Origin of the sequence: Streptomyces yerevanensis, from assembly GCF_000716805.1 — a bacterium.
Classification (GTDB): domain Bacteria; phylum Actinomycetota; class Actinomycetes; order Streptomycetales; family Streptomycetaceae; genus Streptomyces; species Streptomyces flaveus.
In genome coordinates, this window is record NZ_JNWJ01000036.1 from 136,848 (window position 1) to 150,519 (window position 13,672).

At 69.5% G+C, this 13,672-nt stretch carries 11 protein-coding genes; 5 read left to right on the forward strand and 6 right to left on the reverse strand.

Annotated elements, in window-relative coordinates; translation table 11 throughout:
- The first annotated feature begins 28 nt into the window (after positions 1-28).
- The gene (locus OP79_RS31660; RefSeq protein ID WP_033325065.1) at positions 29-256 is read left to right on the forward strand and encodes an MbtH family protein; all 228 of its coding nucleotides are present in this window, start codon (positions 29-31) and stop codon (positions 254-256) included.
- 4 nt (positions 257-260) lie between these two features.
- Positions 261-1,826: an amidohydrolase gene (locus OP79_RS31665; RefSeq protein ID WP_033325066.1), complete on the forward strand. Its 1,566-nt coding sequence runs from the start codon at positions 261-263 to the stop codon at positions 1,824-1,826.
- On the opposite strand, the gene OP79_RS31670 is transcribed toward OP79_RS31665, so the two are convergent.
- The 5 genes from OP79_RS31670 to OP79_RS31690 all read right to left on the reverse strand — a co-directional run bounded on the left by OP79_RS31670 (position 1,823) and on the right by OP79_RS31690 (position 8,893).
- Positions 1,823-2,521 (reverse strand): isochorismatase family protein, encoded by a 699-nt coding sequence (locus tag OP79_RS31670; protein WP_245685516.1) that lies wholly within the window; start codon positions 2,519-2,521, stop codon positions 1,823-1,825. The two genes, OP79_RS31665 and OP79_RS31670, sit on opposite strands and share 4 nt — an antisense overlap.
- A gap of 176 nt (positions 2,522-2,697) precedes the next feature.
- Positions 2,698-3,759 carry an iron-siderophore ABC transporter substrate-binding protein gene (locus OP79_RS31675; RefSeq protein ID WP_033325067.1) on the reverse strand — a complete coding sequence of 354 codons (1,062 nt, stop codon included), beginning with the start codon at positions 3,757-3,759 and terminating at the stop codon, positions 2,698-2,700.
- The gene (locus OP79_RS31680) at positions 3,759-5,633 is read right to left on the reverse strand and encodes an ABC transporter ATP-binding protein (protein ID WP_033325095.1); all 1,875 of its coding nucleotides are present in this window, start codon (positions 5,631-5,633) and stop codon (positions 3,759-3,761) included. The genes OP79_RS31675 and OP79_RS31680 overlap by 1 nt, the downstream gene beginning before the upstream one ends.
- A gap of 41 nt (positions 5,634-5,674) precedes the next feature.
- Positions 5,675-7,369: an ABC transporter ATP-binding protein gene (locus OP79_RS31685; protein WP_033325068.1), complete on the reverse strand. Its 1,695-nt coding sequence runs from the start codon at positions 7,367-7,369 to the stop codon at positions 5,675-5,677.
- A 153-nt stretch (positions 7,370-7,522) separates the two neighbouring features.
- Positions 7,523-8,893 (reverse strand): lysine N(6)-hydroxylase/L-ornithine N(5)-oxygenase family protein, encoded by a 1,371-nt coding sequence (locus OP79_RS31690; protein ID WP_051745064.1) that lies wholly within the window; start codon positions 8,891-8,893, stop codon positions 7,523-7,525.
- Between the two features lie 85 nt (positions 8,894-8,978).
- On the opposite strand from OP79_RS31690, the gene OP79_RS31695 reads away from it, so the two are divergent.
- Entirely contained in the window at positions 8,979-9,926 is a 948-nt protein-coding gene (locus OP79_RS31695; protein ID WP_033325069.1) for a methionyl-tRNA formyltransferase, read from the forward strand.
- Positions 9,927-10,086: 160 nt separating this feature from the next.
- On the opposite strand, the gene OP79_RS31700 is transcribed toward OP79_RS31695, so the two are convergent.
- Complete coding sequence (locus OP79_RS31700; RefSeq protein WP_033325070.1) at positions 10,087-10,770, reverse strand: GntR family transcriptional regulator; 684 nt, start codon at positions 10,768-10,770, stop codon at positions 10,087-10,089.
- Between the two features lie 109 nt (positions 10,771-10,879).
- On the opposite strand from OP79_RS31700, the gene OP79_RS31705 reads away from it, so the two are divergent.
- The gene (locus tag OP79_RS31705) at positions 10,880-12,046 is read left to right on the forward strand and encodes a mandelate racemase/muconate lactonizing enzyme family protein (RefSeq protein ID WP_033325071.1); all 1,167 of its coding nucleotides are present in this window, start codon (positions 10,880-10,882) and stop codon (positions 12,044-12,046) included.
- Positions 12,047-12,211: 165 nt separating this feature from the next.
- Positions 12,212-13,552, forward strand: coding sequence for a cation:dicarboxylate symporter family transporter (locus tag OP79_RS31710; protein ID WP_106972523.1), 1,341 nt, complete (start codon positions 12,212-12,214; stop codon positions 13,550-13,552).
- Positions 13,553-13,672: the final 120 nt, after the last annotated feature.

A 13,672-nucleotide genomic window follows, 5' to 3' on the forward strand; every position in this document is an offset into this window, starting at 1 on the left:
CAAGTCCCGCACCCAGGAGGATCACCGCATGAGCAGCGGCAACACCAACCCGTTCGAGAACCCCGACGGCGTCTACTCCGTACTCGTCAACGACGAGGGCCAGCACAGCCTCTGGCCCGACTTCGTGGACGTCCCCGCGGGCTGGACCGTCGCCCACGGCCCCGGCCCACGTCAGGAGTGCCTCGACTACATCGAGACCAACTGGACCGACATGCGACCCACGAGTCTGGTGGAGCGGATGGAGCGGACCGGCTGACCCGATGCTCAGCACCAGACTCACCAACGCGCACATCCTGACCATGGACCCGGACCACCCCGTCGCCCACGACCTGGGCATCTGGGAGGGCCGGATCGTGGGCCTGGACGAGGCGGTGACCGGGCTGCCCGCGCGCCGGGTGGTGGATCTCCAGGGCGCCACCGTGCTGCCCGGGTTCATCGACAGCCATGTGCACCTGGCGTGGACCGGTTTCAAGGCGGCCACCCCGAGCGTCGCGCCGTGCACCTCGGTCGAGGACGTGCTCGCAGTGGTTGCGGCCGCCGTGGCGGGCACGCCGCCCGGCGGCTGGGCGCATCTCGTGGGGTACGACCAGCGGGCCCTTGGCCGCCATCTGACCGCCACCGAGCTGGACAAGGTCAGCGAGGGGCGCAAGGTGTACCTGCTGCACGACTCCGGACACGGTTGTGTGGTCAACACCGCGGTCCTGGACCTGCTGCCCGCCCAGGTGCCGCACGAGGACGGCTTCCTCGCCGAGGGCGCCATGGGAGCCGCGCGGGCGCTGCGACTGCCGTACTCCCAGGAGGAGTTGGCGGAGGCGATCGGGCGCGCGGCCCGGGTCTGCCTGGCCGAGGGGGTCACGGCCTGCGCCGAGGCGGGCATCGGCGGCGCCCTGTTCGGACACAGTCCGGTCGAGCTGGGTGCCTACCAACTCGCCCGCGAGCAAGGGAAGTTGCCGCTGCGGGTGCAGCTCATGGTGGCAGCGGACCGGCTGAAGGAGGTGGCCGCGCACGAGGACGACGGCATCCCGCGCGCCCTCGACCTCGGACTGCGCACCGGCTTCGGGGACGAATGGCTCTCCGTGGGCGCGCTGAAGATCTACACCGACGGCGGCATGATGGCCCGCACGGCCGCGCTCAGCAGCCCGTACGAAGGCCTGGACCACGCAGGGCAGTTGCAGGACGACCCCGAGGCGCTCGCGGACACGATCGTGGCCGGTCATCTCGGCGGCTGGCAGCTCGCCGTCCACGCCATCGGCGACCGCGCGGCCGACGTCGCCCTGGACGCCCTGGAACGGGCGCATCACCTCCGGCCGCGCCCGGGCGCGCGGCACCGCATCGAACACGCGGGGCTGATCCGGCCCGACCAGCTGTCCCGCATGGCGCGGCTCGGCGTGAGCGCCGTGGTCCAGCCGAACTTCCTGCGCTATTTCGGCGACGACTACGCGTCGATCATGGGCGAGGAACGGGCACCGTGGATGTACCGGGGGAGGGGATTCCTCGATCACGGCATCACGCTGGTGGGCAGCTCCGACCGGCCCGTCGCGGACGGATCGCCGCTGCGGGCCGTCCAGTTCATGGTCGAGCGGGCCTCGGAGTCGGGACAGGTGATCGGCCCGGACGAGTCCGTCACCGTCGACGAGGCCCTGCGGGCGTACACCGTCGGCGGGGCCTACGCCTGCCACTGGGACTCCGTCGCGGGCAGTCTCACCCCGGGCAAGCGCGCCGACCTGGTCGTGCTGGGAGACGACCCGAGGCGGGTCGACACCTCACGCATCGGGGACATCGAGGTGGTGACGACGTACGTCGACGGCCGGGAGAGCAACAGCTAACCCGGGCGCCTCTGCTCATGAACGGGCCGGACTGTCGCTGATGTGTCGTGCGCGGCCCTGCGGTGCAGGAGTTCGCGCAACAGCTGGTTCGTGGTGCACACGACGCCCGTACGCGCGATCCACCGCAGCGCCATGGAGTGGTCCTCGGCGGAGAAGTCCGCCACCGCGTCGGCCACGACGAACGGCTGGATGTCGTGCATGAAGGCGTCCGCCGCCGTCAGCAGTATGCCGAGGTGCGCCCGCACTCCGCACAGGATCAGCTGGTCCCGCCCGGTGGAGCGCAGCAGCCGGCCGAGATGGCTGCGGAGAAAGGCGTTGTGCCGCACGTTGACCAGCAGGTGTTCGCCCGCCCGTGGCGTGAGCTGCGGGACGATCGAGGCGGCGTCGGGTTCGGGGACCGTACCCGGCCCCCAGACGTCGCTCAACTGCCCCTGCCGACCGGCGCGCTGCTCGGCCGGTTCCGCGCTGAAGATCACCGGCATGCCGAGTGTGCCGGCGAGTTCGCGCAGGGTGGTGATGTTGTCGATGAGTTCCACGACGGGGGAGGAGCCTGCCGGAAACGCCTGGACGTAGTGGTTCTGCATGTCGTGCATCAGCAGGGCGGCCCGTGCCGGGTCGATCGTCCAGGACGGCGATGACGCGGGAAGCGCGGAACGGTCGGGCATGGGGTACGAGTCGACGACCGGTAAACCCATGGCGAATCCCCCTGATGCTTACCCTCAGATTAGTAAGGTTAGCCTAACCTAATCATGGGCGCCGCGCCCCTGAAAGAAGGCCGCAGGCCTTCCTTTCAGGGGCGCGGAGAACTGCGCGACCAGCCACAACGGACCCGCAGCGTCGAACTGCGCTTCCACCGGAGCAGCCGGTGTATTCAGGACGCCGGCTGCTCCACCTTCGTCGCGGTGTCGCCGTCCACGGCCGCGGCCAGCTGCGGCACCAGGCGCTCGAGCATGTACGGCAGGCTCAGCACCGACACGAAGGACACGGAATTTCCGTAGTCGCTCGCCTCCTTGACGAAGACCTCACGGTCCTGCTTCGCCACGTTCAGATCGGCGTAGAGGGCGTCCTTGTTGAGCTTGGCCTCGTCCTTGGCCACGTCGGAGACGATCCACACGAGGGCGTCCGTGTCCAGCAGATCGGTGCGCTCCTTGCTGATGTTGGCGCCGAACTCGTCGCCGATGACCTTGTCCAGGTCGGTCGGCAGCTTGAAGCCGAGATCCGTGAGCAGCCGGGAGCGCGCGTCCTGGCTACCGAAGACGAACATGCCCTCGTACGGGGTCGCCATCACGGCGGTCTTCCCGGCGAAGTCCGGGTTGTCCTCGGCCGCCTTCTTGAAGTCGGCCTGGACGCCCTCGACGAGCTCCTTCGCCTCCGTCTCCTGGCCGAGCGCCTTGCCGATGATCTCGGTCTGCTCCTGCCACGGGACGCCGAAGTCGTTGTACGCCTTCGGCTGGGCCACCACCGGCGCGAACTTCGACAGGGTCTCGTACTGCTCCTTGGTCAGCCCCCCGTAGACCGCGAGGATCAGGTCGGGCTTGAGCGCGGCGATCTTCTCCGTCTGCGGTCCGGTGCCGGTGTCCGTCAGCACGGTCGGGGCCTTCTTGCTGCCCAGCTTGTCGGCGGCCCAGGGGCCGATGGCGCCCTTGTAGCCGCCGAGCCACTCGGTGGTGCCGACGGGCACCTTGCCCAGGGCGAGCACGGCGTCCTGGTCGGTCAGACCGACCGTGACGATCCGCTTGGGCTCCGCCTTGATGGAGGTGCTGCCGTACTTGTGCGGGATGGACACCGGGAAGGCGCTGTTCGCGGATTCCTTGTTCCCTGCGTTCTCTGCGGATCCCTCGGAATCATCTCCCGAGCCGCAGGCGGTGGTGAAGAGCAGTAGCGCGGAGACGAGCGCCGCGGCGAGGCGTGTGCCTCTGAGAGAGCCGAGCATCAGTGGTCCTTCATGGTGGTGGTTGTGTCGGGACGGTGCTGCTGCGTGGGGGGCTGATCGACTGTGCTGCGCGTATCGGACCAGGCCTCCCACAGGGAGGCGTAGGTCCCGCCCGCCGCGCACAGCTCGTCATGGGTGCCGCTCTCCACGATCCGGCCGCCGTCCATGACGACGATCCGGTCCGCGGCCGCGGCCTGGGTGAGGCGGTGTGCGACGACCAGCGCCGTGCGGCCCTCGACCGCCCGGTCGGCCGCCCGCTCCAGCAGCCGGGCTCCGGTGCTCCCGGCCTCGGCGGTCGCCTCGTCGAGCACGGCCACCGGGGGATCGGCCAACACCAGCCGCGCCAGGGCGAGTTGCTGGACCTGGGCGGGCGTGAGGCGGTGTCCGCCCTCGCCCACGACCGTGTCCAGGCCCTCGGGCAGCGTTTCGACCCAGTCCAAGGCCTCCACGGTGGCCAGGGCCGTGCGCAGCTCGTCGTCGGTGGCGTCGGCCCGCGCCAGGCGCAGATCCTCCGCGAGCGAACCGGCGAAGACGTGGGTCTCCTGCGTGACCAGCGCCACCGGCAGACTCTCGCCGTCGCCGTACGCTCCGGCGCCGGTCAGATGCACCGAGCCGGACGTCGGGGCGTGCACGCCCGCGATGAGCTTGGCCAGGGTCGTCTTGCCCGCGCCGCTCGGGCCGACCAGGGCCACGCGTTCGCCGGCGCGGAGCGTCAGGTCCACCTCGTGCAGGACGGGACGGCCGGGCTCGTACGCGTGGTCGATGCCGATCACGGTGACAGTGCCGTCCGCCGCCGTGCCCGGCTCCCGCCGCTTGTGAGGATTCGCCGCCTCTTCCGGCTCGGGGTCCGGCTGGTCGGCGACCCCGACCAGCCGGGCGAGCGCGGCGGTCGCCGACTGCGCGTCGTCGAGCAGTACCAGCGCGGAGTTGATCGGGGCGAACAGGCTGTGGAAGTACAGGGCCGCGGCGGTCGCGGTGCCGATGGACACCGAGTCGGCGCGCACCAGCAGGAACCCGGTGACGAGGACCGCGGCGAGGCCGGTGTACTCGGCCACGTGCAGCCGGTTGTAGAACCGCAGCACCAGCTTCACTCCGCGCAGCGTCAGCTCGACCGCCGCCGACGAACGCCGGGTCACATGCGTGGTGTGCTGCTCCTCCAGCCGGAACGCCCGTACCGTGCCGGCCCCCGCGATGGTGTCGAGGAGCTGCTGCTGCTGAGCTCCGGTCGCGATGCGCTGACGGGCATAGAGCGGCACGGCATTGCGTACGTACCAACGGGCGGTGTGCGCCTGGACGGGCACCGCGAGGAGGGCCGCGAGCAGGAAACGCCAGTCCAGCGCCGCCATCGCGCCCAGCGTCAGCACGATGGCCAGCAGGGAGCGGGCCAGTTCGGGCAGGGCGTTGCGCACCGCCTCGGCCACCACCGATACGTCCCGGGTCACCCGGGCGGTGAGGTCTCCCGCGCCCGCCTTCTCCACCTGTTCCAGCGGCAGCCGCAGCGCCTTCTCCACGAACCGCTCGCGCAGTTGCGCCAGCAGGGTCTCGCCGAGCCGGGAGACCAGCGTCAGGCCCAGCGCGGTGGTGCCGCCCTGGGCGAGGGCGACCAGCACCAGGAGGACGACCGGAGTCGTCACATCCCCGGGCGGGCGACCCTCGGCCACCACGTCCACGATGCGGCCAAGGAGCGGCTGGACGAGCAGACCCACACCGGTGGCCGCGACCATCACCGCGAAGCTGCCGAGGGCCAAACCGCGGCGCGGACGCACCAGTTCGCGAACGGCGGCACGGGTGCGGGCCCCGGTCGCCGTGGGCAGCAGTTCCCGGGTGCCGGGCGCCTGCTCGTCCGTATCGGGGCCGGGGTCTGTACCGGTCATCGCTGCCTTGTTCCCGTTGTTCTCGTTTCCCGAGGTGTCGCTCATGACAACACCGCCGCGCGGTACGCCTCATGACGGCGTACCAGATCGGTGTGCGGGGCCGTGTCGGTGATCCGGCCGTCGTCGAGCAGCACCACCCGGTCGGTGACCGCGAGCAGTGCGGGGCTGGTGGTCACGAGCACCGTGGTGCGGCCCTTGCGGATCTCCCTCAAGCCGGTCGCGATCCGGGCCTCGGTCACCGTGTCGACCGCGGTGGTCGGATCGTGGACCACCAGCACGGGCCGGTCGGCCGCCAACGCGCGGGCGAGAGCGACCCGTTGGCGTTGCCCGCCGGAGAGGGACCGGCCGCGCTCACTGACCGCGGTGTCCTCGCCGTCCGGCAGGGTCTGCGCGACTTGAGCCACCCCGGCCGCCGTCATCGCCGGTTCCGCATCGTGGGAGTCGGGCGCCGCGGCGGTGACGTTGTCGCGGACGGTGCCTTCGAAGAGGTCCGCGTCGTGCTCGGCCACCAGCAGGGCCGTACGCATCTGAGCGGGATCCAGGTCGCGCAGGGACACGCCGTCCAGTTCGACCGTTCCGGCTTCGGGGTCGGTCTGCCGGGACAGGCAGCGCAGCAGGTCGGCGGCGTGCGCGGGGTCGGTCGCGACCACGCCGAGGAGTTCGCCGGGCGCGATGTCCAGGTCCACCTCGCGCAGCCCGCCGTGGCTGAGCCCGCTCAGCCGGACCGCGCCGCGCACCTGCTGCGGCAGGCTTTGGCCACCGGACGTGACGGAGTGCGGCGTGGCAAGGACCTCCGCGATCCGGGCGGCCGAGGCCCGGCCCTGCGCGAACTCGGCGTTGACCCAGGCGAGCGTCTCCAGGGGCCCGAGCAGGAAGAGCGCGAGCCCTACCGCCGACACCAACTCGCCCAGGCTGATGCTGCCTTGGGCGGCCAGTCGGCCACCGACGAGTGCGACGACGGCGATCAGGCAGCCGGTCAGCGCCAGGACCATGCCGTTCTGGAAGGCCTGCGCGCGTGCGGCCCGCAAGGTGGCCTGCAGGGAGTCGCGGCTGGTGGTGCGGTAGCGGGCGATGGCCGTCGACTCGCCGCCGATGCCCTTCAGGATCCGCAGACCGGCCACCAGGTCGGCGGCGACAGCCGAGGCGTGCGCCGCCCGCTCCTGCTCGGCCTCGCTGCGGCTCTCCAGCGGCTTGCTCAGCAGATGCCCGAGCCAGAGCAGGACCGGTGTGCCGAGCAGCACCACCAGACCGAGTAGCACCGACGTACGCAGCAGGACGACGGCACAGGTGAGCAGGCCCATCAGTGCCGAAATGCCGAACATCAGCGCCAGGTTGACGGCACCGACCCGCTTGGCGTCCTCGGTCGCGATGTTGGCCATCGCTCCGGGCAGCCGGCCCTCCTCCGCCCCGCCGCCGGGATCCAGGACCCTTCGTACGAGAGTGATCCGCAGCGCGTGCTCGGCCTGCACGGAGGCCTTTTCACCGGACCAGGCGCCGATGCGGAAGCTGAACGCCAGCCCCACATAGACCACGGCGAGGATCACCAGCCAGAGGAACAGGGCGCCGGTGTCGGAGTCGGTGACGGCCTGGTCGATCACGATACCGATCAGGACCGGGACCAGCGCCTCGCCGACCTGGTGCCCGGAACCGAGGAGAGAGCCGAGCGCGACGTTACGTCGCTGACCCCGGACCGTGTCCCTCAGGACGTCCCGCCCCGACGGATATGAAGGACCCACCCGTACCCCTCCGGGATCGGACAAAGAGAAAAACCTAGGTGAGGCTACCCTAAGTCGAAGCGCCTGCCCAGCCCGGGGCGCGCACGCGACCGCCCCGAGCGCCGTCCGACGGCACGCGCGCGCGTGCCGTCGTCACGACGATGAACTGCCCTTTCAGGCCGATGAATTGGCCGAGACGTTGGCCGAGGAACTGATACTCGCGGCCGCGTCGCTCGCATGGTGGGCGAGCAGGGAGTCGAGGATCTCGCCGGAGCGTACGGCGGTGGTGGACAGCAGGGTGGAGGTGAGACCGTGCGTGTGCTCGGTCGCGCCCTGCAGGTAGATGCCCGCGGTGACCTCGGGCGCGACCTCCACGCGATGGTCGCGGCCCACGCGTACGGCATCGTCGTCGTCCCGCAGGCAGAGCTTCGCGGTTCTGCCCAGCAAGGTCTCGAGGTCCCTGGGCCGGTAGCCGGTCGCATGGACCAGCAGGTCGGAGGACAGCACCTCCCGCTCGCCGGTGGGCAGGAACTCGACGGTGACGTCCAGTCGGTCGTCCAGCGTGCGTACGTCCCGGATGCGGGAGACGTTGCGCAGGCGCAGACGTTCGTTGCCCTGGACCTTCTCGCGGTACATGGTCGCGTACAGCGACTCGATCAGGTCCATGTCGACCACCGAGTAGTTGGTGCTGCGGTGGTAGTCGACCAGGGACTGCTTGACCTCGGGCGTCGACTGGAAGTAGACGTCCACGGCCTCCGGGTCGAAGATCCGGTTGGCAAAGGGGCTGTCGTCGGCGGGTGTGTACCCGTACTTGGCGAAGACCGCGCAGACCTCCGCCTCGGGGAAGGAACGGTGCAGATAGTCGACCGCCTCCGCGGCACTCTGACCTGCGCCGAGGACCAGAATGCGGCCCACCGAAGCGCCGGAGTCGTTCAACTCGCGTACACGCGGCACCAGTTGGCTGTTGTGCCAGATACGGTCCGACAGCTCGGTGCCCGGCGGGAGATGGGGCTCCAGGCCGACGGCCACCGAGATGTTACGAGCCCTGCGGACGACGGTGCGTTCGGGGGCGCCGGGGACGCGGCTGACGACGTCGAACCAGCGGACCTCTCCGTCCTCGGTCAGTACCGGCTCCACGGAGACGACTTCGGCGCCGTAGTCGACCTGGTGCGCGATGCGGGCGGCGGCCCACTCGAAGTACTCGTGGAACTCGATCCGCAGCGGGAAGAGTGTCTTCGCGTTGAGGAAGTCCACGAGCCTGCCGCGCTCCCGCAGGAAGCACAGGAAGCTGAAGTCGCTGGTCGGATTGCGCATCGTGACAAGGTCCTTGAGGAAGGACACCTGCATCGTGGCGTCGTCGATGAGCATGCCACGGTGCCAGCCGAAGGACGGCTGACGCTCCAGGAACCGGGCTCGGATGCGCTTCTCGGGGGCGGCTCGGGAGTTGTGTTCCTCGACTGCGATGGCCAGTGCGAGGTTTGACGGGCCAAAACCCACGCCGATCACATCGTGGATGGCGTCCGGTTCGTCGTGCAGTGCGTTCACCGCAACTTTCCTTCCCTTAGGCGCCACTGATGTTAAATAAGGTTAGCCTTACCTTGCAATGGTGTGTTCTAGGAGAGGATCGAGTATGCGGGTCGTCATGTTCGGCTATCAGACCTGGGGGCACCGCACGCTCCAGGCTCTGCTGGAGTCCGACCACGAGGTGGTCCTGGCCGTGACCCACCCCAAGAGCGACCACGTATACGAGAAGATCTGGGACGACTCGGTGGCCGATCTCGCCGAGAAGCACGGCATCCCGGTGCTGCTGCGCAACCGCCCCGACGACCCCGAACTCCTCACCGCGCTACGGGAAGCGGAACCGGACCTGATCGTCGCCAACAACTGGCGCACCGTGCTGCCCCCCGAGGTCTTCGACCTCCCGCCGCACGGCACGCTCAACATCCACGACTCGCTGCTGCCGGCGTACGCGGGCTTCTCCCCGCTGATCTGGGCGCTGATCAACGGTGAGCGGGCAGTCGGCGTCACGGCGCACCGGATGAACGCCGAACTCGACGCGGGCGACATCCTGTTGCAGCGAGCCGTACCGGTGGGCGCCACCGACACGGTCACCGATCTGTTCCACCGCACCGTCGACCTGATCACGCCGGTCGTGACGGAGTCGCTCGACCTGATCGCCTCGGGCCGCGCGCAGTGGATCCCGCAGGACCGTAGCCGGGCGAGCTTCTTCCACAAGCGGTCGCTCGAGGACAGCCGGATCGACTGGACCTGGCCGGCCGAGGACCTGGAGCGCCTGGTACGCGCCCAGTGCGACCCGTACCCCAACGCCTTCACCTACCACCGCGGCCAGCGCCTGCGCATCGTCGAGGCAACGGTGTCGAAAGCCCGTTACGGCGGCACTCCCGGCCGCATCTTCATCCGCGAGGGCGACGGCGTGGTCATCGTCGCCGGAGCTGAGGCCAGGAACGGACAGCTGCGCGGCCTCTGCGTGAAGCGCGTCCGCACCGAGGACGGCACGGAGCACGCGGCGGCGGACTACTTCCGCACGATGGGGGGCTATCTCACGGCGCGTCCGTGACCTGACGGACCGGCGGCTACGCGAACTTGCCGAAGTCCGTTGCGGTACCGCGCCCCTAGGGAGGTCGCAGGCCCTGCTCAGGGGCGCGGGGCTGCATCAATGTGCGGCTCCGCAGCGATGGGGTCCCCCCATGCATCACGACGGCGCCGGTCGCCGCGCGTCACGTCACGCGAATGCCCTCGCGGTCTTCGAGGGCGCTGATGGCGGTGGCGGTGAGGCTGTGGGTGATGTGGCCTCGCATCAGCTGGGCGGCTTCGGCGGCGCGGCCGTCCACGATCAGGGAGACAAGTTGGTGGTGCTCCTGAAGGTCCCGGGTGCGGGGTTCGTCACCGGGCGGGAGTTCGAGGCCGAGGCGCCGGTAGCGATCGGACTTGTCCCACAGGTCGTCCAGGAGACGGATGAGGACGTCGTTGTGCGAGGCTCGGTACAGCGCCTGGTGGAAGGCGCGGTGGGCCGTGAGTGCCTCCTCCCCCCATTGGCGGGTGACGGGGAGAAGCTTGTCGACGGCGGCCTGCATCGTGGCGATGTCGTCGTCGGTCCGTCGCTGGGCGGCAAGTTCGGCGGCGGTCGGGTCCAGTGACAGGCGGACCTCGAAGAGCTGGCGGGCCTCGGTCGAGTTCATGACGGAGACTCGGACGTCGCGGTGGGTTTCGACGGTGACGAGTCCCTCGCTGCTGAGGCGGCGGATGGCCTCGCGCAGGGGCGTGATGCTCATGTTGAGGGACTCGGCGAGGTCGTACTGGGCGAGCCGTGACCCGGCAGGAAGCGTGCCGGCGAGGATCCGATCGCGGAGTTCCGCGTAGGCGAGGTCGCTCTTGCTGAAGAACAGGTTCGGTCCTGCCATGGCCCCCTGACCGTTCCTTTCCGGAGATTCCCCACCCCTTGACATCCCTCATTGGACCGGCTCAGTCTAACAGGCGTCACATCTTATAAGATATGAGAGAGGCTTCGCAGTGAAGATCACCAACGTCTACGAGGGCGTCGTTCCGATCAGCTCCTCGATCCGCAACGCCTGGATCGACTTCAGCTCCATGGACTGTTCGATCGTGGCGATCGAGAGCGACGTCATCCGGGACGGCAAGCCCGTGGTGGGCTACGGCTTCAACTCCAACGGCCGCTACAGCGCCGGAGAGATCCTGCGCCGCCGGGTCCTGCCCCGCCTCCTTGAGGCCGAGCCCGGCAGCCTGCTCGACGAGCAGGGCGGCCTGGACCACGCCAGGGCGTGGGACGTGATGATGAACAACGAGAAGCCCGGCGGGCACGGCGAGCGCTCGGTCGCGGTCGGCGTGGTGGACATGGCCCTGTTCGACCTGGCCTCCAAGATCGAGGGCAAGCCGCTGTACCGGTATCTGTCCGAGCGCTACGGCGACGGGCAGCCCGACGACTCCGTCTTCGTCTACGCCGCCGGCGGCTACTACGCCCCGGGCAAGACCCTCACCGACCTTCAGGACGAGATGCGCGGCTTCCTCGACCTGGGCTACGACGTCGTCAAGATGAAGATCGGCGGCGCCGACCTGGTGGAGGACCTGCGCCGTATCGAGGCCGTCATCGACGTCCTGGACGGCGACGGCTCCCGGCTGGCCGTCGACGTCAACGGCCGCTTCGACCTCAACACGGCCCTGGAGTACGGGCGGGCCATCGAGCCCTACGGGCTGTTCTGGTACGAGGAGATCGGCGACCCGCTCGACTACCACCTCAACGCCACCGTCGCCGAGCACTACACCGGCGCCATCGCCACGGGCGAGAACCTCTTCTCCCTCCAGGACGCCCGCAACCTGATCCGCTACGGCGGCCTGCGCCCCGACCGCGACACCATCCAGGTCGACCCCGCGCTCTCCTACGGTCTGGTGGAGTACCTGCGCATCCAGGACATGCTCCGTCAGCACGGCTGGTCATCGAGGCGCTGCATCCCGCACGGCGGGCACCAGTTCTCCCTGCACATCGCAGCCGCCCTCAAGCTCGGCGGCAACGAGTCCTACCCGGGCGAGTTCCAGCCCACCGGCGGCTTCGCCGACGACGCCGTCGTCGAGAAGAGCCGCGTCGGCCTGACCGACACCCCCGGCATCGGCTTCGAGAGCAAAGCCGCCTTCTACAAGGTGCTGCGCGCCCTGCACAGCTGACCGCCGCCCCACCGCGGACGCGCCCGCCACCGGGCGGGCACCGTCGCCGGCGCCGCCGGATACGGGCGCCACACACGAGATCGGGGACGCGCGAGCCGCGTCGCGTCCCCCGCACCCCCCACGGGACAGGGCTACACACGATCGTCGTGCAAGGGAGCACCAACGATGACAAGCACCGCCACCGCCGGCCGCCCGCAGCGGTCACGGCTGAGCCGTCTCATACGTGAGCTGTGGTTCCAGGTCGTCCTGGCCGCCGTCCTCGGCATCGCTGTCGGCATCCTCGCGCCCGGCCTGGGTGAGGACCTGAAGCCGCTCAACGACTGGTTCATCGCGCTGGTCAAGATGATCGTGATCCCGGTCGTCTTCTGCGTGGTCACCACCGGCATCGCCTCCATGGACAACCTGCGCAAGGCGGGCCGGATCGGTGTGAAGGCGATCGGCTACTTCCTGGTGCTGTCCCTGGCGTCCATGCTGATCGGGCTGGTCGTCGCCAACATCTTCCAGCCCGGCTCCGGCCTGCACGTCGACCCCTCGTCACTGAACGCCGACGACGTGCCCAAGACCGACACCGAGCACGCCACGTTCACCGGCTTCGTCTCCTCCCTCATCCCCGCCTCCCTGCTGGGCGCGATCACCGGAGATGCGATCCTGTCCGCGCTGATGGTCTCGATCGTCTTCGGTGTGGCCCTGAACATGGCCGGCGAGGAAGGGGCACCGCTGACCCGCGGCATCAAGGCGCTGTCGGACGTCGTCTTCCGCATCGTGGGCTGGGTGATGCGGCTCGCGCCCCTGGGCACCTTCGGCGCCCTGGCCACCGTGGTCGCCACCTACGGCGCCGAGAGCCTCAAACAGCTCGGCTACCTCATCATCCTGTTCACCGCGACGTGCATCGTCTACGTCCTGGTTGTCCTCGGCGCCATCATGCGGGCCTGCCGCCTGAGCCTGTTCGGCCTCATCCGCTTCCTCAAGGCCGAACTGCTCGTCGCCCTCAGCACCTGTTCCAGCGAGGCCGTCCTGCCCCAGCTGGTACGCAAACTGGAGATCCTCGGCATCGGCCGGCCTGTGGTCGGCATCGTCATCCCCTCCGGGTTCTCCTTCAACCTGGACGGCTCCGCGGTCTACCTCACGATGGCCTCCCTCTTCCTGGCCCAAGCCATGGGCATCGACCTGTCCTGGCAGCAGCAGCTGATCATGGTCGGCGTCATGATGCTCACCAGCAAGGGCACCGCCGGGATCGCGGGCGGCGCGTTCATCGTCCTCGCCAGCACCGTCACCGCGGTCGGCCACATCCCGCTCGCCGCCCTCTCCCTGATCGTCGGCATCGACCGCATCCTCAACGAGGGCCGCGTCTTCATCAACGTCCTCGGCAACGCCGTCGCCGCCATCGTGATCGGCAAGTGGGAGAACGACTTCGACACCGAACAGGCCCGCAAGGTCCTGCACGCCCGCACCACCACGCCGCCGCAGGCCGAGTTGGACACCACCAAGGCCGGCGCCGACAAGTAGCCGTGCCCGTCGAGTGCAGTCACCGTTCCTATTCACTGAGCCATAGTGAGTCCTGCGTCCAGGACTGCCTGTCAGTGGCCTGCCGCGAACGGTCTTCGGCGGGCTGGGCCGTTGCCTGTG

Excerpts from the sequence above, each read along its gene's own strand:
- OP79_RS31660 (WP_033325065.1), top strand. The coding sequence starts at position 29 with ATGAGCAGCGGCAACACCAACCCGTTCGAGAACCCCGACGGCGTCTAC.
- OP79_RS31665 (WP_033325066.1), top strand. The coding sequence starts at position 261 with ATGCTCAGCACCAGACTCACCAACGCGCACATCCTGACCATGGACCCG.
- OP79_RS31670 (WP_245685516.1), bottom strand. The coding sequence starts at position 2,521 with ATGGGTTTACCGGTCGTCGACTCGTACCCCATGCCCGACCGTTCCGCG.
- OP79_RS31675 (WP_033325067.1), bottom strand. The coding sequence starts at position 3,759 with ATGCTCGGCTCTCTCAGAGGCACACGCCTCGCCGCGGCGCTCGTCTCC.
- OP79_RS31680 (WP_033325095.1), bottom strand. The coding sequence starts at position 5,633 with ATGACCGGTACAGACCCCGGCCCCGATACGGACGAGCAGGCGCCCGGC.
- OP79_RS31695 (WP_033325069.1), top strand. The coding sequence starts at position 8,979 with ATGCGGGTCGTCATGTTCGGCTATCAGACCTGGGGGCACCGCACGCTC.
- OP79_RS31700 (WP_033325070.1), bottom strand. The coding sequence starts at position 10,770 with ATGGCAGGACCGAACCTGTTCTTCAGCAAGAGCGACCTCGCCTACGCG.
- OP79_RS31710 (WP_106972523.1), top strand. The coding sequence starts at position 12,212 with ATGACAAGCACCGCCACCGCCGGCCGCCCGCAGCGGTCACGGCTGAGC.